At 74.3% G+C, this 18827-nt stretch carries 17 protein-coding genes; 11 read left to right on the top strand and 6 right to left on the bottom strand.

What is annotated here, in order from left to right; genetic code table 11:
• Positions 1–13 precede the first annotated feature (13 nt).
• Complete coding sequence (locus tag ABZ312_RS18640; RefSeq protein WP_500438225.1) at positions 14–775, top strand: uracil-DNA glycosylase; 762 nt, start codon at positions 14–16, stop codon at positions 773–775.
• Positions 776–778: 3 nt separating this feature from the next.
• Here the strand turns inward: ABZ312_RS18640 and ABZ312_RS18645 are convergent, their stop codons facing one another.
• On the bottom strand, positions 779–1657 hold the full coding sequence (locus ABZ312_RS18645) for a DcsG N-terminal domain-containing protein (protein ID WP_500326503.1): 879 nt from the start codon (positions 1655–1657) through the stop codon (positions 779–781).
• A gap of 114 nt (positions 1658–1771) precedes the next feature.
• On the opposite strand from ABZ312_RS18645, the gene ABZ312_RS18650 reads away from it, so the two are divergent.
• Positions 1772–2215, top strand: coding sequence for a YchJ family protein (locus tag ABZ312_RS18650; RefSeq protein ID WP_500326505.1), 444 nt, complete (start codon positions 1772–1774; stop codon positions 2213–2215).
• 547 nt (positions 2216–2762) lie between these two features.
• On the opposite strand, the gene ABZ312_RS18655 is transcribed toward ABZ312_RS18650, so the two are convergent.
• Both ABZ312_RS18655 and ABZ312_RS18660 read right to left on the bottom strand, forming a co-directional pair.
• Entirely contained in the window at positions 2763–3476 is a 714-nt protein-coding gene (locus ABZ312_RS18655) for a response regulator (RefSeq protein WP_500438227.1), read from the bottom strand.
• Complete coding sequence (locus ABZ312_RS18660) at positions 3473–4384, bottom strand: sensor histidine kinase (protein ID WP_500438229.1); 912 nt, start codon at positions 4382–4384, stop codon at positions 3473–3475. The genes ABZ312_RS18655 and ABZ312_RS18660 overlap by 4 nt, the downstream gene beginning before the upstream one ends.
• 131 nt (positions 4385–4515) lie before the next feature.
• On the opposite strand from ABZ312_RS18660, the gene ABZ312_RS18665 reads away from it, so the two are divergent.
• The 3 genes from ABZ312_RS18665 (at position 4516) to ABZ312_RS18675 (ending at position 8170) form a co-directional block, all read left to right on the top strand.
• On the top strand, positions 4516–5223 hold the full coding sequence (locus ABZ312_RS18665) for an ABC transporter ATP-binding protein (protein WP_499515586.1): 708 nt from the start codon (positions 4516–4518) through the stop codon (positions 5221–5223).
• The gene (locus ABZ312_RS18670; protein ID WP_500438231.1) at positions 5220–7532 is read left to right on the top strand and encodes an ABC transporter permease; all 2313 of its coding nucleotides are present in this window, start codon (positions 5220–5222) and stop codon (positions 7530–7532) included. The genes ABZ312_RS18665 and ABZ312_RS18670 overlap by 4 nt, the downstream gene beginning before the upstream one ends.
• Positions 7533–7693: 161 nt before the next feature.
• Positions 7694–8170 carry a tetratricopeptide repeat protein gene (locus ABZ312_RS18675; protein WP_500360703.1) on the top strand — a complete coding sequence of 159 codons (477 nt, stop codon included), beginning with the start codon at positions 7694–7696 and terminating at the stop codon, positions 8168–8170.
• Between the two features lie 17 nt (positions 8171–8187).
• Here the strand turns inward: ABZ312_RS18675 and ABZ312_RS18680 are convergent, their stop codons facing one another.
• Positions 8188–8565 (bottom strand): RNA-binding S4 domain-containing protein, encoded by a 378-nt coding sequence (locus ABZ312_RS18680; RefSeq protein WP_499515583.1) that lies wholly within the window; start codon positions 8563–8565, stop codon positions 8188–8190.
• A gap of 167 nt (positions 8566–8732) precedes the next feature.
• On the opposite strand from ABZ312_RS18680, the gene ABZ312_RS18685 reads away from it, so the two are divergent.
• Entirely contained in the window at positions 8733–10052 is a 1320-nt protein-coding gene (locus ABZ312_RS18685) for a M28 family metallopeptidase (protein WP_500356735.1), read from the top strand.
• Positions 10053–10255: 203 nt separating this feature from the next.
• Complete coding sequence (locus tag ABZ312_RS18690) at positions 10256–10642, top strand: hypothetical protein (protein WP_499515581.1); 387 nt, start codon at positions 10256–10258, stop codon at positions 10640–10642.
• 87 nt (positions 10643–10729) lie between these two features.
• On the opposite strand, the gene yczR is transcribed toward ABZ312_RS18690, so the two are convergent.
• Positions 10730–12220, bottom strand: coding sequence for a MocR-like transcription factor YczR (gene yczR, locus ABZ312_RS18695; protein ID WP_500326516.1), 1491 nt, complete (start codon positions 12218–12220; stop codon positions 10730–10732).
• Positions 12221–12318: 98 nt separating this feature from the next.
• On the opposite strand from yczR, the gene yczE reads away from it, so the two are divergent.
• Both yczE and ABZ312_RS18705 read left to right on the top strand, forming a co-directional pair.
• On the top strand, positions 12319–12999 hold the full coding sequence (yczE, locus tag ABZ312_RS18700) for a membrane protein YczE (protein WP_500326518.1): 681 nt from the start codon (positions 12319–12321) through the stop codon (positions 12997–12999).
• Positions 12996–13784: a glycerophosphodiester phosphodiesterase family protein gene (locus tag ABZ312_RS18705; protein WP_500326520.1), complete on the top strand. Its 789-nt coding sequence runs from the start codon at positions 12996–12998 to the stop codon at positions 13782–13784. Before yczE ends, ABZ312_RS18705 begins: the two co-directional genes overlap by 4 nt.
• A gap of 30 nt (positions 13785–13814) precedes the next feature.
• On the opposite strand, the gene ABZ312_RS18710 is transcribed toward ABZ312_RS18705, so the two are convergent.
• Entirely contained in the window at positions 13815–14456 is a 642-nt protein-coding gene (locus ABZ312_RS18710) for a class F sortase (RefSeq protein WP_499517012.1), read from the bottom strand.
• A 1562-nt stretch (positions 14457–16018) separates the two neighbouring features.
• On the opposite strand from ABZ312_RS18710, the gene ABZ312_RS18715 reads away from it, so the two are divergent.
• Complete coding sequence (locus ABZ312_RS18715; protein ID WP_500438233.1) at positions 16019–17176, top strand: hypothetical protein; 1158 nt, start codon at positions 16019–16021, stop codon at positions 17174–17176.
• A gap of 243 nt (positions 17177–17419) precedes the next feature.
• Positions 17420–18784 carry an MFS transporter gene (locus tag ABZ312_RS18720; protein ID WP_500323418.1) on the top strand — a complete coding sequence of 455 codons (1365 nt, stop codon included), beginning with the start codon at positions 17420–17422 and terminating at the stop codon, positions 18782–18784.
• Positions 18785–18827: the final 43 nt, after the last annotated feature.

The following is an 18827-nucleotide window of genomic DNA, read 5'->3' on the forward strand; positions in this document are numbered from 1 at the left end:
GGGACGGCGCACGGTGCAGCAGGAATCGGCGGACTTCCCCGCCCTGTCCACGCCCGGTGCCGGGAACCTGGCCGCGCTCGACGAACGGCTGACCGGCTGCCGGGCCTGCCCGCGGCTGGTCGCCTGGCGCGAGGAGACCGCCCGGGTCCGGCGCCGCGCCTACGCCGGATGGGAGTACTGGGCCCGTCCCGTGCCGGGCTTCGGCCCGCCGGACGCCGCGCTGGCCCTGGTCGGTCTGGCCCCCGCCGCGCACGGCGGCAACCGCACCGGCCGGATGTTCACCGGCGACCGCTCGGGCGACGTGCTGTTCGAGGCGCTGCACGCCGTCGGCCTGGCCTCCCAGCCCACCTCCACGGAACGCGGCGACGGCCTGGAGCTGTACGGGGTACGGGTGACCTCGCCCGTCCACTGCGCGCCGCCCGCCAACAAGCCCACCACGCAGGAGCGGCTGACCTGCCGCCCGTGGCTGGTGCGCGAACTGGAACTGCTGCGGCCCACGCTGCGCGCGATCGTCGTCCTCGGCGCGTTCGGCTGGCAGGCGCTGCTGCCCGTGCTCGGCGGCGCAGGGTACCGGCTGCCGCGGCCGCTCCCCCGGTTCGGGCACGGCGCGCACGTGGAACTGGCGGCCCCCGCGGAAGGGGAGCCGCCGCTGCACCTGTTCGGCTGCTACCACGTCAGCCAGCAGAACACCTTCACCGGGCGGCTCACCCCCGCCATGCTGCGCGAGGTCCTCGCGACGGCCGCCGCGCGTGCCGGGCTGCCCGTGACCCGCTGAGACTCAGCCCGCGGCCGCAACGATCGCGCCGGCGACCACGGGCAACGAGTCCGGGTGGTCCGTCAGGAACAGGTTGGGCTCGATGAGCTCCAGCTCCATCACGCACGGGGCGCCGTCCTCGCCGTCGACGAGGTCCACCCGGGCGTAGAGCAGCTCCGGCGTACCCGGTACGGCGGCCAGCGCCCGTTCCGCGGCGGCCAGTTCCGCCTCGGTCGGGGTCCAGGGACGCACCCCGGGGTGGGCGACCTTGCGCTGGTCGTAGCGCGTGTCCGGGGACAGCACGGCGTTCTTGGCGATGGCGTGCAGGAACCGGCCGCCGAGGAAGACCAGGGCGCGCTCGCCGGTGGTGTCGATCCGCGGCATGTAGGGCTGGACCATCGCGGTGAGGCCCTCCTCGTGCATCCGCGCCACGTGCGCCCGCGCCTCCTCGTGCTGCCCGGGGCGGTAGCGCGCGGCGTAGCGGGCGCCCGCGCCCGCGGCGGGCTTGACCACGAAATCCCGGTCGCCGGGCAGCCCGCCGGTGCCGCCGCCCGGCGGGAGGTAGCGGGTGGCGACCGCGGGCACGCCGAGTGAGGCCAGCTCGCCGAGGTAGCGCTTGTCGGAGTTCCAGCGCACGACCGCGGGCGGGTTGAACAGGGTGGTGGCGGCGCCGCAGCGGTCGGCCCAGGCCAGGAACTCCTCGGTGCGCACCGTGTAGTCCCAGGTCGACCGTATGACCACCAGGTCGAACCCGGCCCAGTCGACGTCCGGGTCGTCCCAGTGCACGATCACGGCCTCGGCGCCCGCCGCCGCGACGGCGTCCCGCAGCAGGGGCAGGTCGCGGTCGACGGCGCCCGCCGGAAGGTGCGCGGTGGTCACCAGGGCGATCCTCGGCTGCGGCACGGGGGCTCCTCGGGGTCGGGCGGAGATCTTGCCGTCCCGCAGGCTACCCGGGAGGAATCGCCGGTGGTCACGGGGCCTGCGGGCACGCCCGCAGCGGCCGTGCACAATGGCGGCATGCCCAAGTCCCGCCCCGGCCGCCGTTCCGCCCCGCGCCCCCACTCCCGTCCCGTGCCGCACTCCCCCGGAACGCCCTGCCCCTGCGGGCTGCCCGCCACGTACGGCGACTGCTGCGGCCGCTACCACTCCGGCCACGCCGCCGCCCCCACCGCCGAGGCCCTGATGCGCTCCCGCTACAGCGCCTACGCGGTGCACGACGCGGCGTACGTACTGCGCACCTGGCACCCGGAGACCCGGCCCGCGGACCTGGACCTCGACCACCATCTGCGCTGGGAGCGGCTGGAGATCCTCGCCACGACCGACGGCAGCGCCTTCCACAGCGAGGGCACCGTCGCCTTCCGCGCGCACTACAGCCTGCGTGGCGAGCACGACGCGATGCAGGAGAACAGCCGCTTCGTCCGCCATGACGGCGCCTGGGTCTACGTGGCGCCCCTGCCCTGAGCGCATCGCGGCGGGAACGCACCGCCCGGGGAACCCTCGGTACCGAAGACCCCGGGGCCTGACCAGACCCGTCCGCAGGCCCGAACCGTGGTACGCGCACGCGCCGTCACCGCGGAGCCCGCGCCGACCGCCGGGGCTCATCGCCCGGGAGCCCCGGCGGCGTCCCCATCGCCTGCTTCCGCTCGGCGGTACCCGGCGCCGAGGCCGCCCGCGCCGTCCCGTCGGCCGGCACGCTTGCCGGTACGCGATCGCACAAGCCGATGGGGCAAGCAGGCGGTCGACGTGCGGCATCACCGTCTCCGCCGCACCTCGCCGTGCCGGAACCCGTCCGTGCGGCGGACCGCGACGCCGCGGAGGTTCACCGCTCCGGCGACACACCACCGTCACCGGTCCCGGGCACCCCTCGGCGTCGCTCCGGGGCACTCACCCCGCCGACCACGCCCGGCACCTGAGCCCGATCCTGCAGCACCGACCCGCACGCGGGCTGCGGGACGGCATCCGTACCTCGCAGACCAGGCGCCTCACCGGCCCTCCGAAAGCCGCGGGGTCACCGGTCCGGGGAGCCCCCGGCATCCAGGCCGCGCGGCCGCACCAAGCCCGTCTCGTAGGCCAGCACCACCGCTTGGGCCCGGTCGCGCAGCGCGAGCTTCGCGAAGATGCGGGCGACGTGCGACTTCACCGTCGCCTCGCTCAGCGTCAGTTCCGCGGCCAGTTCGAGGTTGGACAGGCCGCGGCCCAGCAGCGTGAGGACCTCCAGCTCACGAGGGGTCAGGGCGGCGAGGTCGGCGTGGACCGAAGGCCCGTCCTGCGCGGCCGCGGACCCGGAGGCGAAGCGTTCCACCAGCCTCCGAGTGATCGACGGCGCCAACAGGGCGTCCCCCGTGCCGACCAGCCGTACGGCCGCCGCCAGGTGCTCCGGCGTGACGTCCTTGAGCAGGAAGCCGCTCGCCCCCAACGACAGCGCCGTGTAGACGTAGCGGTCCAGGTCGAAGGTGGTCAGGATGAGCACCCGGCACTGCGGGGTCCGCTCCAGGATGCGGCGCGTGGCCTCCAGGCCGTCCATGGCCGGCATGCGGATGTCCATCAGCACGACGTCCGGCCGCAGCCGGTGTGCCTCGGCGACCGCCTCCGCGCCGTCCGCGGCCTCGCCGACCACCGTGATGCCGCGCGCGGTGAGGATGAGCCGGAAGCCCGTCCTGATGAGGGTCTGGTCGTCGGCGATGAGCACGCGGGGGGCCGCCCCGTCCGCGGCCGCCGTCACGGCCGGTCCAGCGGGATGCGCGCCCTGACCCGGTAACCGCCGCCGAGGCGGCGCCGGGCGTCCAGGTCTCCGCCGTACACCGCGACCCGTTCGCGCAGGCCCAGCAGACCGCGTCCGGTGCCCGCACGGCGGCGCGCCACGGCGCGGGCCGCCACGGACTGCGCGGACTGCGTGCTCCCGGCTCCGTCCAGCACGCTGGGGCCGGTGTTGAGCACCTCGACGCGCAGCGCGCGCTCCGCGTACCGCACCGTCACCTCCGCCTTCCCGCCGTCGCCGTGCCGGAGCGCGTTGGTCAGCGCCTCCTGGACGATGCGGTACGCCGTCACGTCGATGCCCTGCGGCAGGGGGCGTGGTTCGCCGGAGACGCGCACCTCGACGGGCAGCCCGGCGAAGGAGACCCGGTCGACGAGCGCCCCCAGCCGGTCCAGGCCGGGCTGCGGGGCCAGCGCCTCGACGCCCTCGTCGCCGGGCCCACCCGGAGCAGGCTCCCCGCCCCCGGTGTCCTCGCCGTCCACGCCGTCCGGGGACGGCGCCAGCAGTCCCAGCAGGTGCCGGAGGTCGGTCATGGCGCCGCGCCCCGCGTCCTCGACCGCCCGGAGCGCCGCCGCGGCCTCGTCCGGCATCGTGCCCATCACCTCACGCGCCGCGCCGGCCTGGACCACCATGAGGCTGACGTTGTGACTGACGATGTCGTGCAACTCCCGCGCGATCCCGTCCCGTTCGGCCGCCACCGCGGCGCGCGCCGCGCTCTCCCGCTCCCGCTCGACCAGCCAGCCGCGTTCCCCCACGGCCGCCTGCCAGCGGCGCCGCGTGCGCACCAGGGCCACCGCCAGGCACACGGCGGCGAAGCACGCCACCCCCAGCGCCACGACCAGCACGTCCGGCTCCCCCTCTCGCCACGGGATCACCTTCGCAGACGACCACCCCGGACGCATCAGCCCCTGGATGCAGGGTTCCTGCATCCCCAGGATGAGATCCCCGGCAATGTGCCATCCGGGGAGGGATGTCCGGGCCGCGCCTCGCCCCTAGCGTCCTGTTCATGGTCACTGAGGACAGCAGCGGGAAGACCGTCGTACGGCTCGACGGCGTACGCAAGGAATACGGCGAGACGACCGCCCTGAACGGCGTCACGCTGGAGATCCGCGCCGGGGAGGCGGTCGCGGTGATGGGCCCCTCCGGGTGCGGCAAGTCCACCCTGCTCAACATGATCGCCGGCCTGGACCGGCCCACGTCCGGCACGGTGCTGGTGCACGGCGAGGACGTGGGGCGGTTGAGCGAGCGGGGCCTCGCCCTGTACCGGCGGCGGCGCATCGGCATGATCTTCCAGTTCTTCAACCTCGTCGACGACCTGTCCGCGCTGGACAACGTCGCGCTCGCCGCCCAGTTGACCGGCACCCCCGCCCGGCCGGCCCGGCGCCGCGCCCTGGAACTCTTCGAGGAACTCGGCATCGCGGACCGCGCGAACGCCTATCCGGCCGTGCTGAGCGGCGGCGAACGGCAACGCGTCGCCGTGGCACGCGCCTTGATGAACCGGCCCGCCCTGCTGCTCGCCGACGAGCCGACCGGCGCCCTGGACAGCCGCGCGGGCGAGCAGGTGATGGACCTGCTCCTCGACCTCAACCAGATCGGGCAGACGCTCGTCCTGGTCACGCACGACGAGCACCTCGCGCGCCGCTGCGCCAGCCGCCTGGTCACCCTCGCCGACGGCCGGGTGACCGGGCAGCACACCCTGGAGCCGTCCGCATGAGGGCGGTGTGGCGGGCCGCGCGGGCGGCCGTACGGCGGCGCAGGCTCCAGACCCTCGTCATCGCGCTGGTCACCCTGACCTCGACGGGGGCGATCGTCGTCGCGCTCGGACTGGTCGACGCGGCCTCCGCGCCCTTCGACAAGGCCTTCGGCAAGCAGCACGGACCCCATGTCGTCGCCGCGTTCGACCGGTCCAGGACCTCGGACGCCCAACTGGCCCAGGCGGTGGGGGAACCCGGCGTCGAGGCCGTCGGCGGACCCTTCCCGCAGGCCACGGTCGAGCTGCCGCGGGACACCGCCACGTACGGGGTCTTCGGCGAGGTCACCGTCGTCGGCCGGGCGGAGCCGGGCGGGGCGGTGGACCGGCTGGACCTCTGGGCGGGCCGCTGGGCGACGGCGCCCGGCGAGGTGGTCCTCAACCGTCAGCCGGACTGGACCGCCGACGACCTGGGCAAACGCATCCGGGTCCCCTCCGGTCCCACGCTCACCATCGTGGGCTTCGCCTTCGACCTGAGCCGCACCGCCGACGCCTGGGTGGCGCCCGCCCAGATCGACGCGCTGCACCCGGCCACCACGCAGCTGCTCCTGCGCTTCTCCGACGCCTCGTCGGACGCCCGGCTCCGCGAGCAGCTCGGGACGGTGACCGCACGACTCCCGCTGGGCGCGCTCGCCGGTTCCGAGTCGTACCTCACGCTCAAGCACCGGATCGGCGGGGCGGCGCGGGCGTACGCGCCGTACCTGATGGCCTTCGGCATCCTCGGCATCGTGGTGTCCGTGCTGATCGTCGCCAACGTGGTGAGCGGCGCCGTCATCTCCGGCTTCCGGCACATCGGCATCCTCAAGGCCCTGGGGTTCACACCGGGACAAGTGCTCGCCGTGTACCTGGTGATGGTGACCGCGCCCGCGGTCCTGGGCTGCGCCGTCGGTGTGGTCGCCGGGAACCTGCTGGCGGGGCCCTTCTTCGAGTTCACTTTCACCGGACCCGACGCGGGCGTGTTCCACGACAGCGTCGGCATCGCGCCGTGGGTGAACGTGCTCGCCCTGCTCGGCATGCCGGCCGTCTGCGTCCTCGCCGCGCTGGCCCCCTCGCTGCGCGCGCACCGGCTCTCCGCGGCGCGGGCGATCAGCGCGGGCGCCGCCCCGCGGACGGGGCGCGCCCTGGGCGTCCAGCGACACCTGGCCGGCAGCCGGCTGCCGCGTTCGGTGAGCCTGGGCATAGGGCTGCCGTTCGCCCGGCCCGGCCGCAGCGCCCTCACGGTGGCCGCGGTGGTCCTGGGCGTGACCACGGTGACGTTCGCGTCCGGCCTGGCCACGACGATGACCCGGTTCGGCACCGCGGGCCGGGACGCGTACCAGGTCACCGTGTACGCGAGCAACGTGCGGCACGGCGAGGTCGTCGACCCGGAACACTCGGACCCCGAACTCACCTCCCTGTTCGGCTCGTTGCCCGGAGCCGCCGGGATCACCGCCCGGGGGGACGTGGACGTGACGGTAGCCGGTTCCACGCGCGAGGCCATGCTCGAGGGCCGCCGCGGCGACGGGCCCGAACTGGGCAGCGTGCTCACCGAGGGCCGCTGGATGCGGCGGGCCGGAGAAGTCGTCGCGGGGACGGCCTGGCTCCGGCAGTCCGGCCTGCGCGTCGGCGACGCCGTGCGGCTGCGGAAGGGCGACCGGAGCGAGGAGGTGACCGTCGTCGGCGCGTTCATGGAGAGCGACGGCCAACTGCTCGTCGCCGACTGGCCGACGTTCACGGCGCTCGCCCCCGGGGAAAAGCCCATCGCCTACCACGTCAAGCTCCGCGACGGCACCGACCCGGCCGCCTACGCCCGCGCGGCCGCGGCTGCCGACCCGGGCGTCAGCCCGGCCGTCACGGGTCCGAACGCCATCACCCAGACCGTCGTCGGCTCCGCCTCGGTGCTCACCGCGATGCTGGCCGTCGTCGCGTCGCTCGGCGTCTTCAACACGGTCGTCCTCAACACCCGCGACCGGCGCCGAGACCTGGGCATGCTCAAGTCCATCGGGATGACCCCGCGGCAGGTCACGGTGATGATGACGACCTCGATGGCCGTCCTCGGCGCCCTCGGCTCCGCACTCGGCGTCCCGCTGGGCATCTGGGGCTACCGGCAGGTCGTCCCGCGCATGGTGGACGCGGTCGACCTGACCCTCCCCCCGTACATGACGGACGTCTGGCACCCCCCGGCCCTGACCGCCCTCGCCCTGACGGGCATCGCCATCGCGGTCCTCGGCGCCTACCTCCCCGCCCGCCGCGCGGCCCGCCTGACCATCGCGCAGGTCCTCCACAACGAGTGACGGCTCGGCCGGAGCCGCCCGCGCGCGCCACGCCCACCCGTCGGCCGCACAAGGCGCCCCGGCGACGGCGGTTCCTGACGCCGCCCCGGAACGAGAGCCCAGGGACCGGGCGTTGGCGGCTCCGAGGCATACCCCGGGCCGAGGCCGTGGCCCGTCCGGCGATGCCGGCCGCCGGTACCGTGCGGGGTCGCGCCGGCAACCGGCTGGGCGAGGCGTACGGCCTGCACGGCCTGCACGGCCTGGGCCTGGTGGCCCGCGAGGAGGGGGGCACGGCGACCGCGCCGGCCTGCCACCGTACGGCCTTGCGCCTGTTCGAGGAGCCGGGCAACGCACCGGGGACCGCCTACACCCGCGGGGACCTCGGTGGCCTGCTCGTCCTGCTGGGCGATCCCGCCGCGGCGGTCCGGGAGTTCGAGGCCGCCCTCACGGTGCTGAGCGGTCTGCGCCATCCCGTGGCGGAGGGGCCGTGCCGGCTGCACCTGGCCGAGGCGCTGGCCCTCGCCGGTGACCCCGTGGGCGCCGCCCGGGAGCAGTGTTGCGGCGAGGCGCTGCCGGCCGGAACGGACGGCTGGCCGCAGCTCGACGAGGCACGCGCGCGCCTCACCGCCCTCGGCCTGCCGGCCACCGCCACGGGCTGACCGCCCATCGTCCCGTCTCAGCGCGTGCCGCGCAGCCGCTCCATGTCCCGCCGGTCCCGCTTGGTCGGCCGGCCCGTGCCGCGGTCGCGGAGGACGGGGGCCGGCACCTGCTCGGGGGTGGGCGGCGGAGGGCTGTTGTCGACGAAGCACTCCGCCGCGACGGCCGCGCCGACCCGCTTCCGCACCAGGCGAGTGACGACGACGATCCGCTCGTGCCCCGCACCGCGCAGCCGCACCTCGTCACCGGGGCGGACCGCGTGCGCGGGCTTGACGCGCTCGCCGTTGACCCGCACGTGCCCGGCACGGCACGCGGTGGCGGCCATGGAGCGCGTCTTGGTGAGCCGGACGGACCAGATCCAGGCGTCGACCCGCACGGGGCCTTCGTCGTCAGCCATGTCACGACCCTAGCGCGCCCGGTTCCCGGAACGCGGCGTCCGGTATGCGCTCTTGACGGAAGGCCCCGCGACCCACAGGATGCGCCCAGGCATGCACACGTCAAGCACGCCTCCGTAACGCCCGCACAGTCCCGCGCAACTCCATCCCCCACACACCGGAGTGACCTGTGCCCGCATTCAAGATCGTCGCGGCCGGGGCCGCCACCGCGCTCGCCGCGGCCCTGCTCACCGCCTCCGCGACACCCGCGTCCGCGACACCCGCCTCCGCACGGCCCGCCGCACTCGCGGCAGCCCCCGACATCCCGGTGGCGAACGTCAAGGCGCACCTGAGCCAGCTGCAGTCGATCGCCACCGCCAACGGCGGCAACCGTGCCCACGGCAGAGCCGGGTACCGGGCCTCGATCGACTACGTGAAGGCCAAGCTGGACGCCGCCGGCTACACCACCACGCTCCAGCAGTTCACCTCCAGCGGCGCCACCGGCTGGAACCTGGTCGCCGACTGGCCCGGCGGCGACACCAACCACGTGATCATGGCGGGGGCGCACCTCGACTCGGTCACCGCGGGACCCGGCATCAACGACAACGGCTCCGGCTCCGCCGCCGTCCTGGAGACCGCCCTGGCCGTCGCACGCGAGAACCTGCAGCCCACGAAGCACCTGCGGTTCGGCTGGTGGGGCGCCGAGGAACTGGGCATGATCGGCTCCAAGGCGTACGTCAACGGCCTGGCCGGCACCGACCGGGCCAAGATCGACGGCTACCTGAACTTCGACATGATCGGCTCGCCCAACCCCGGCTACTTCGTCTACGACGACAACGCCGCGCTGGAGAAGGTCTTCAAGGACTTCTTCACCGCCAAGGGGATCGCGACCGAGATCGAGACCGAGGGCGACGGCCGCTCCGACCACGCGCCCTTCAAGAGCGCGGGCATCCCGGTCGGCGGGCTGTTCTCCGGCGCCGACTACACCAAGACCTCGGCACAGGCGCAGAAGTGGGGCGGCACGGCCGGGCAGGCCTTCGACCGCTGCTACCACTCCTCCTGCGACACGGCGTCGAACATCAACGACACCGCGCTGGACAACAACAGCGACGCGATCGCCAACGCGATCTGGACCCTGGGCACCGCCACCGCTCCCCCGCCCGGCACGGTCTTCGAGAACACCGCGGACGTCAGCGTCCCCGACAACGGCGCGGCCGTGACGTCCTCGATCACCGTCAGCGGCGTCAGCGGCAACGCCCCGGCGGCCCTCGCGGTCGGCGTGGACATCCGGCACACCTGGCGCGGCGACCTCGTCGTGGACCTGGTCGCCCCGGACGGGAGCAGCTACCGGCTGAAGAACTCCAGCAGCAGCGACTCCGCTGACAACGTCATCGCCACGTACACGGTCAACGCGTCGAGCGAGGTCGCAGGCGGCACGTGGAAGCTGCGCGTGCAGGACGTGGCCTCCCAGGACACCGGCTACATCAACAGCTGGAAGCTGACCTTCTAGGCGCCCGCGACCGTGGTGGCCCCCGCCCTCGCGCGGGGGCCACCCCCGTGCGCCGCGACGGAACGTGACCCGGCCCTCGCTCTGCGCGCCGGGTGCGCAGGGCGCCCGCTGCGCGTACCCGGTCGCCGTCCTACGCTGAAGGGGGGCGCGGCTTGCGGTGCCCGACGCACCGTGCCGGGCCTCCTGCGAGAGGAGAACCGCTGATGAGCAGTCATCACACCAATTCCCACGTCGACGTCCTCCTCACCGGCTGCGAGCGGCAGGACGCCGGAGCCGTGCTCGGCGCGTTGGAGGCCGCCTTCCCGACACGTCCCGGCGAGTCGCTCACCGAGGCCGTGGAGCCCCGCCCCGGGTCCTCCCACCCGACCGTGTGGGCCGCCTCCGTCGACACCCGCAGCCACGGCCACGAACTCGGCCCCGTCCACCTCGACGGCTCCCTGACCGCGGACCTCTCCGGCGGGCCCCGTCACGTACGCGAGGTCAAGAAGGTGCTCGGCGACTCCTTCCGCCTCGAGGAGCAGGGATCGGTCTCCGGCGACCAGGAGGTCGAGCTCCGTCTCCGCCTCACGGAGCTCCCCGACGGCCGCTGAGCCGGACGGCGTCCCCGACCGGGACGGCTCGCCAGGCGAGCCGTCCCGGCTCCTGTCCGGGGGCCCATCAGGCCACGTCAGGCCGCCTCAGGCCACGAAGAGCCCAGCGCCCTCGCCCTCGGAGCCGCCTCCGTCGCGGACGGTCTGCGCGGCCGCCGCCAGGCGCTCGACGGCGTCACGCGCGACGGGCCCCCCGACGGTGAAGGGCAGCCGGACGTAGCCCTCGAAGGCGCCGTCGACGCCGAAGCGCGGACCCGAGGGGACGCGGACGCCGAGGCGCTCGCCCGCGACGGCGAGGCGTGAGCCGGAGACGTCGCCGGTCCGCACCCACATGGTCATGCCGCCGGACGGGACGGCGAACTCCCAGTCGGGCAGCCGCTCGCGCAGCGCCGCCACCAGGTCGTCGCGGTGGGCGCGGGCCCGTTCGCGACGGGCCGCGACCGCGTCGTCCCACGCCCCCGTGCGCAGCAGCCAGGCCACCGCGAGCTGGTCGACGACGGGCGAGCCGAGGTCGAGGTAGGCGCGGGCGCTGACGAGGCGGCGCACGACGTCGGGCGCGGCGCGTACCCAGCCGATGCGCAGCCCGGCCCAGATGGCCTTGCTCGCGGAGCCGACGGTGATGACGCTGCCGCCGCGGTCGAAGGCGGCCATCGGGCGCGGCGCGGAGGCCGCGGCGTCGAGCGGCAGCTCGGCCATGGTCTCGTCGGCGACGAGGACGGTCCCGGCGGCGCGGGCGGCCTCGACGAGGGCGCGGCGCTGGTCGTCGGGCACGAGGGTGCCGGTGGGGTTGTGGAAGTCGGGCATGACGTAGGCCATGCGGGGAGCCGCGTCGCGCAGGACGCGCTTCCAGGCATCGAGGTCCCAGCCGCCGAGCCCTTCGCGCATGGCGACCGGGACGAGCCGGGCACCGTTCTCGCGCAGCAGTTCCAGGACGTTGGCGTAGCTCGGCGACTCGACGGCGACACGCTCACCGGGGGCGCCCAGCCGGCGCACGGCGGCCGCGATGGCACCCATGGCGCCGGTGGTCACCATGATCTGCTCGGGCAGGGTGGGGATGCCGCGCGCGGTGTAGCGGGCCGCGATGGCCTCGCGCAGCACGGGCAGCCCCGCGGGGAAGTCGCCGTGGGTGGCCGAGTAGGACGGCAGGTCGGCCAGGGCGCCCTCGACCGCACGCGTCAGCCACGGCTCGGGTGCGGGCAGCGCCGCGCAGCCGAGGTCGATGACGGTGCCCGCGGCGTCCGGGGGCAGCGGCTCCAGACCGCGGGTCGGCAGGGCGTGGCCCTCCGGGACCGCGGTCCACGTGCCGGCGCCGCGCCGTGACCGGGCGAAGCCCTCGGCGCGCAGCGCCTCGTACGCGGCGGCGACGGTGGTACGGCTGACGGCCAGGGCGAGCGCCAGCTCGCGTTCCGCGGGGAGCCGCGCGGCCACGGGCACGCGCCCCTCCAGGACCAGGACCCGGATGCCGTCGGCGAGCCCCCGGTAGGCGGGGACACGGCGGCCGGTGGCGCGCTGCGCCGGACGGGGCTCGAGCAGACGCGCGAGATGAGTGACCCCTACCGTTGCGGTCCACTGCGACATGGTTTCCGGTCCACCTTCCGCACATTGGCCATGGATTTCTCCCAGGACCATGCCACATAGTGTCGCGCATCCACTCGTCATGGCCATAGGGGGGTCCCGTGGAGGGCCAATCCAGAACCGCACGCCGCCTGTTGCACCTGTACGCAGGACTGGCCCTCTACGGCGCGAGCGCGGCCCTGCAGGTGCGCGCCGCACTGGGTCTCGACCCGTGGGACGTCCTCCACCAGGGCATCTCGCGGCACACCGGGGTCAGCATCGGCCTGGTCTCGGTGGCGGTGGGCGCGCTCGTCCTGCTGCTGTGGTGGCCGTTGCGGCAGCGGCCGGGCCTCGGCACCGTCTCCAACGTCTTCGTCGTCGGCCTGTCGATGGACGCGACCCTCGCCCTGCTGCCCCAGCCGCACGGTCTCGGCGTGCGGATCCCGCTGCTGGTGGCGGGCGTGGTGCTCAACGGCGTGGCGACCGGCCTCTACATCACCGCCCGGTACGGCCCCGGCCCCCGCGACGGCCTGATGACGGGCCTGCACCGCCGCACGGGTCGCTCGATCCGCCTGGTGCGCACCGCGATCGAGGTGACCGTGCTGGCGGTCGGCTTCGTGCTCGGCGGCAGCGTCGGGATCGGCACGGTCGTGTACGCGGTGTCGATCGGGCCGCTGGCCCAGCTCTTCCTGCGGCTCTTCGAGCTGCCGCGGTCGCGGCCGGAGGACGAATCGGTGGTCGTCGCCCGCGGGGGGCGGCCGGTGGCGGACACCCCGGAGGGGCGCGCCATACTGCCGGAGTGAGCGCCATACGCCATCCGTACCTGGACAGCCCGGCCCCGATCGCCTTCGCCCACCGCGGAGGCACGGCGGACGGCCTGGAGAACACCGCCTGGGCCTTCCGGCGGGCCGTCGACCTCGGCTACCGCTACCTGGAGACCGACGTCCACCTGACCTCGGACGGCGTGCTGGTCGCCTTCCACGACCCGTCCCTGGACCGGGTCACCGACACCGGCGGGCGGATCGCGGACCTCCCCTGGAGCCAGGTGGGCCGGGCCCGCGTGGCGGGCCGCGAGCCGGTGCCGCTGTTCGAGGAACTGCTGGAGGAGTTCCCGGACGCCCGATGGAACGTGGACACCAAGTCGGACGCCGCGGTCGAGCCCCTGGTGGAGGCGGTGCGCCGCGCGGACGCCTGGGACCGGGTGTGCGTGGGCTCGTTCTCCGAGGCCCGGCTGGTCCGGGCCCGCGCGCTGGGCGGCCCGCGGCTGGCCAGTTCGCTGGGCACCCGGGGCGTGGCGGAGCTACGGCTGCTCTCGCGCGGGGGCCGTGCCGCCCAACGGCTGCTCCTCGCCGCGGCGCGGCGGCGCGGCGCGGTGTGCGTGCAGGTCCCCGAGCAGGCGTACGGCATCCGGGTCGTCGACCCCGCGTTCCTCGCGGCGGCGCACGGACTGGACCTGCAGGTGCACGTGTGGACGATCAACGACGAGGCCCGGATGCGCGCCCTGCTGGACCTGGGCGTGGACGGGATCATGACGGACCGGCTGGAGGCCCTGCGCGCGGTGTACACCGAACGCGGGGCCTGGACCTGACGACCGGTCCCCGCCGCCCGCCCGGACCCGTCACACCTTGGCCTGCTTCGTCTTGGACATGCGGGCGAAGACCACGACGTTGCCCGAGTACCCCGAGTCCTTGCTGTAGGTGCCGCCGCAGGTGATCACGCGCAGCTCGGGGTCCTTGGTGTCCCCGTAGACGCGCTTGGCGGGGAACTCGGCCTTGGTGAACACCTCGATGCCGTAGATGGTGAAGATCGCCGTGGTGCCGTCGTCCCGCACGACGTCGATGGTCGAGCCCTTCTTCAGCGCCCCCAGGCTGTAGAAGACCGCGGGCCCGCTCTCGTTGTCGACGTGCCCCACGATGACGGAGGAGCCCCGGGCCCCCGGGCTGACCGAGTCCTTGAACCAGGCGGCCTCGCCCGCCTTCTCCAGCGGCGGGGCCGCGATCACGCCACGGCTGTCCAGCCCCACGTTCATGATCGGCGCGTCGATGCTCACGGAGCGGATGCGGATGCGTGTCGGCTGGGCCGGCGGGAGGGGCGGCGGCGCCTTGATCGCCGCCGCGTCGGACTGCGCCGCCGAGGCGGCGGACGGCTGGGGCGGGCCGTCCATCCCGGCGAAGCCCTCGAAGGTCAGCACCACGCCCGCGACGAGGACCGAGCACACGAGCACCCCGACCGCGCCGCGGCCGCGCCGCGTGAGCTTCAGCTGCCCGGGACGCCCGGTCCCGGTACGCCCGGCGGTGCCACCGCGCGGAGGACCGGGACGGCGCACGAGCCGACGCCGGGTCCGCGCCGGAGCCGCGCCGGCGGCCGGGCGGGCGTCCTTGGCCGCGGGCCGGGCCGCAGGCTTCCCTGCAACCGACGCCGGCGGCTTCGCGGGCTCCGGAGCCGGGTTCCTCGCGGGGCCCTTCGCCGGAGGCTGTGCCTTCGCGGTGGATGTGTCCTTCGCCTTCCGCTTCTTCGCGGGCGGCGGTCCCGCCGGCGCGGTGGGCGGGGCGGGCCGGGCCCGGGCCGGGGGCTGCGGCGCGCGGCCCGGCCGGCCGGGCGCCTGTGCCCCGTCCGCCGTGTGCCCGGGCACGAACGGCTGGCCGAACCAGGGGTCGGGCTGCCCGTACCAGGCGTCGGGCTGCCCGTACCAGGGCACGGGGGTGGTGTGATCCCCGGAGTTTCGCAGCATCGCAGTCCTTCAGCTCCGACCGGTCAATCATGAGTGACAGTCCGTCATAAATGATGTTAAACCGAAGTATGCGTCAAACGCGGATGGATCAGAGTCAACCGGGCAAAGTGCTCCCCACCCGATCGGGTGGCGCCCTGCGGCGGCGGGGGCAATCCGGCGCCGCGCTGCCAGGACGAGCACCGATGATGCCGACCGTGTCCTGATGGGACCTCACCAGCCGCACGCGCCGGGCCTTGACGTCCTGCGCTCGCTGGCCGTCGCCACGGGCGTCGTGTACCACGCGCGCGCCCCATGGCTCCCGGGCGGTTTCCTGGTCGCGGACCGCCCTGCGCCCGGGGTGCCGCAACGGGTGGCGGCTGCACCGGTGGTGGACGGGCGATGGACGAGCGGTTCTCCGCGGCCCGGCCGCTGCCGTGGCTGGGGCGCGCGCGGCTCGCGCGGCTCGCGCGGGCTCTGCCGGTGGTGCCGGCCCGTGCCCGCGCGCCCTGGTCAACGCCGCTCCGGGAGCTCCGGGTTCACCGGCGCCCGGCTCACCCGCCCCGTACGGATCGCCGGCCCGGGCCGGGCCGTCGCCCCCGCCGGGAAACGGGCTCCGAGGTCGCGGGATACCGGGGGCCCGAGGCCCTCGTGGCGTGGTGCGTGAACACCCGCGGTGGGCCGTTCTGGTGAATCTGCGTGAGATCGCCTGACGGCAGGCACCGTTGTCCCGGCGCCATGATCCGTCCGCGCCCCGTAGGGGCGGCGGCGCAGGGCGATGCCGTGGACTTCCCGGTAACGCGCTGTGTTGACGACGCGTCGCCTGACAGACCATCGACTGACTTCTCATCGCCTGATGCACCGGCGGACTCGTTGCCGGTCACCCGTTTGACCAGCTCTTCACATTTTTCTGACGCCGCTGCGGGTAAGGCTCCCCACCTGCGACAACGCTGTTCCGGCCAGAATTCTGATGCCCCGTCCGGGGGAAGGCCTGTGCCGATTCCGAGGTGCGTGAAGATCTCCGCCCTCGTGCCATGGATCTCAAGGACGCGGTCGCAGTTCGTGTCGAGGGAGCCCCAATCCCTCCTGCCCCGTCCCGCAAGGAGGTTCACCCCATGCGTGGTTCACGCATTCTCGCAGCGGCATCGATGACGGTTGCCGCCGTGGTTCTCCCGGCGTCGCATGCGTTCGCCGACGCTGTCATCGGCATCTCTCCCAACCCCGTCAGCCCGGGCACTACCGTGAGCGTCTCCGCTTCTGGGTCCGATTGCAACGGTGCGGCGAAAACGGTGACGGCCACCTCTTCCCCCGAAACGCTGTTCGCCGCCTTCCCAGGGGCCGTGCTTCCCAACAGCGCATTCCTTGGCAACAACCCGAAGACCGCCCAATTCGCCGTTCCAGCCGGCCTCGCTGCAGGTCAATACACCATCACCCTGAGCTGCAACGGTGTACTCAACAGCGCAACCCTCACCGTCAACAACGCCGCGCCGTCGCCGTCAGCGTCGGGCGACAGCGAAAAGGGAGACAAGGGCGACCACGGCGGGGAGCACGAGGACGGCGGTTACGGCGGCGGCCACGGCGGTGGCGGCTACGGCGGCGGTCGCGGTGGCGGCCACGGCGGCGGCTACGGGCGCGGTCACGGCTACGGCGGCGACGACCGGTGCGAGTCGTGGTGGGGCGGCGACGACGACGACAACGGTCGTGGCGGCGGCGGCGGTTACGGCGGTGGCAACGGCGGCGGCGGTGGCAACGGCGGCGGCGGCGGTTACGGCGGCGGCAACGGCGGCGGCGACAACGGCGGCGGCGGTGGCAACGGCGGCGGCGGCGGTCGCGGTGGCGACAACGGCGGTGACAACGGCGACGACAACGGCGACGACAACAGCAACGACAACGGAAGCGACAACGGAAGCGACGACAACAAGAACAGCAGCGGCCTGACCGCCCAGAGCTTCGGCAGCGCGTCCGACGACGGTCGCAACATGGACGACTCGTGGGGCGGCAACGGCGGCGGCAACAAGGGCTGCAAGGGCGGCCACGGCGGCGGCGGTTACGGCGGCGGCAACGGCGGCGGCGGTGGCAACGGCGGCGGTGGCGGCAACGGCGGCGGTGGCGGTGGGGGCGGCGGCAACGGCGGTGGCCCCGACACCGGCTTCGGCGGTTCGATGGGCATGAACACCCCGGAGACCCTGCTCGGCGCCTCGCTCCTGCTCGCCGGTGCCGGTGGCGGCGTCTACATGCTGCGTCGCCGGCGCATGAACGGCGGTCGCGCCTGACCGTCGCGGACCTCCGCGACACAGGCTGACCGTTCTGCCCCCGGGCCGCCCACGCGGCGGCCCGGGGGCAGTCCCGTGCACGGGTCGGGCGGACCGGAGGCGTCCGCCGGATGAACGGAGGAATCCGGCGGATGATCCCCCTCCCCCACCCCGGCCGTGGATGGCATCATGACCGATCACATCGGCAGGGCGCACGACACGGATCGGCAGGAACCACGGGTGACCACGGGCGAGGCGCAGGACATGGCGGTGCAGGACGGAACCGCCGCCCCGGCGCACGAGCGGCGGCGCGCACAGCGCGGCTGGTACTTCTACGACTGGGCCAACTCGGTCTTCTCCACCAGTGTGATCACGGTCTTCCTGGGGCCGTACCTCACCGACGTCGCGGAGGCCGCCGCGGGCCCGGACGGCTACGTCCACCCGCTCGGGATACCGGTCCGCGCCGGGGCGTACTTCGCGTACGTGGTCTCCGCCTCGGTCCTGCTGTCCGTGCTGGTGATGCCGCTCGCCGGGGCCGTCGCGGACCGGACCGGGCGCAAGAAGGCGCTGCTCGGGACCTTCGCGTACGTCGGCGCCGCGGCGACGACGGCGATGTTCTTCGTGACCGGGGACCGCTACCTTCTCGGCGGCGGACTCCTGATCGTCGCCAACGTGGCGTTCGCGTCGGCCATGGTCCTCTACAACGCCTTCCTGCCGGAGATCGCCGAACCCCACGAGCGGGACGCGGTCTCCTCGCGGGGCTGGGCGTTCGGATACGCGGCCGGGGCGTTGATGCTCGTCGCCAACCTGGCGTTGTTCCTCGGGCACGACGCGGTCGGCGTCTCCAAGGGCATGGCGGTGCGGATCTGCCTGGCGTCGGCCGGCCTGTGGTGGGCGGCCTTCACGCTCGTCCCGCTGATACGGCTGCGCGACACCGCGCCCGGCCGGCGGTCCGCCGGGCCGGCGGTCAAGGGCGGGGGTTCGCTCCACCAGGGCTGGCGTCAACTCGCCGACACCTTGCGGGACATGCGCCGCCACCCGCTCACGCTCGCCTTCCTGCTGGCGTACCTCATCTACAACGACGGCATCCAGACCGTGATCTCGCAGGCCTCGCTCTACGGCTCGGAGGAGCTGGAGCTGGACGAGACGGCCCTGATCGGCGCGATCCTCCTGGTGCAGGTGCTGGCCGTCTTCGGCGCCCTGCTGCTGGGCCGGCTCGCGGCGCGGTACGGGGCGCGCCGTACGGTGCTGGGCTCGCTGGTGGCGTGGACGGCGACGATCGGGGCCGGCTTCTTCCTGCCGGCCGGCGAGCCGGTGGCGTTCTACTGTCTGGCCGCGGCCATCGGGATGGTCTTGGGCGGCAGCCAGGCGCTGTCGCGCTCGCTCTTCTCGCACCTGATCCCGCGCGGCAAGGAGGCCGAGTACTACTCGGTGTACGAGGTCAGCGACCGGGGCACGAGTTGGCTGGGGCCGCTGCTGTTCGGCCTGACGTACCAGCTGACCGGGAGCTACCGGGACGCGATCGTCTCCCTGGTGGCGTTCTTCGTCATCGGGTTCGTGCTGCTGGCCAGGGTGCCGATGCGGCGGGCGGTGGCGGCCGCGGGCAATCCGGTCCCCGAGACGATTTAGTGCGGATGGGTGCGGCGCGGTAGTGTACGCCGTTGGCCGTCGG

It is taken from the genome of Streptomyces sp. NPDC006207, from assembly GCF_040613835.1.
Lineage (GTDB): Bacteria > Actinomycetota > Actinomycetes > Streptomycetales > Streptomycetaceae > Actinacidiphila.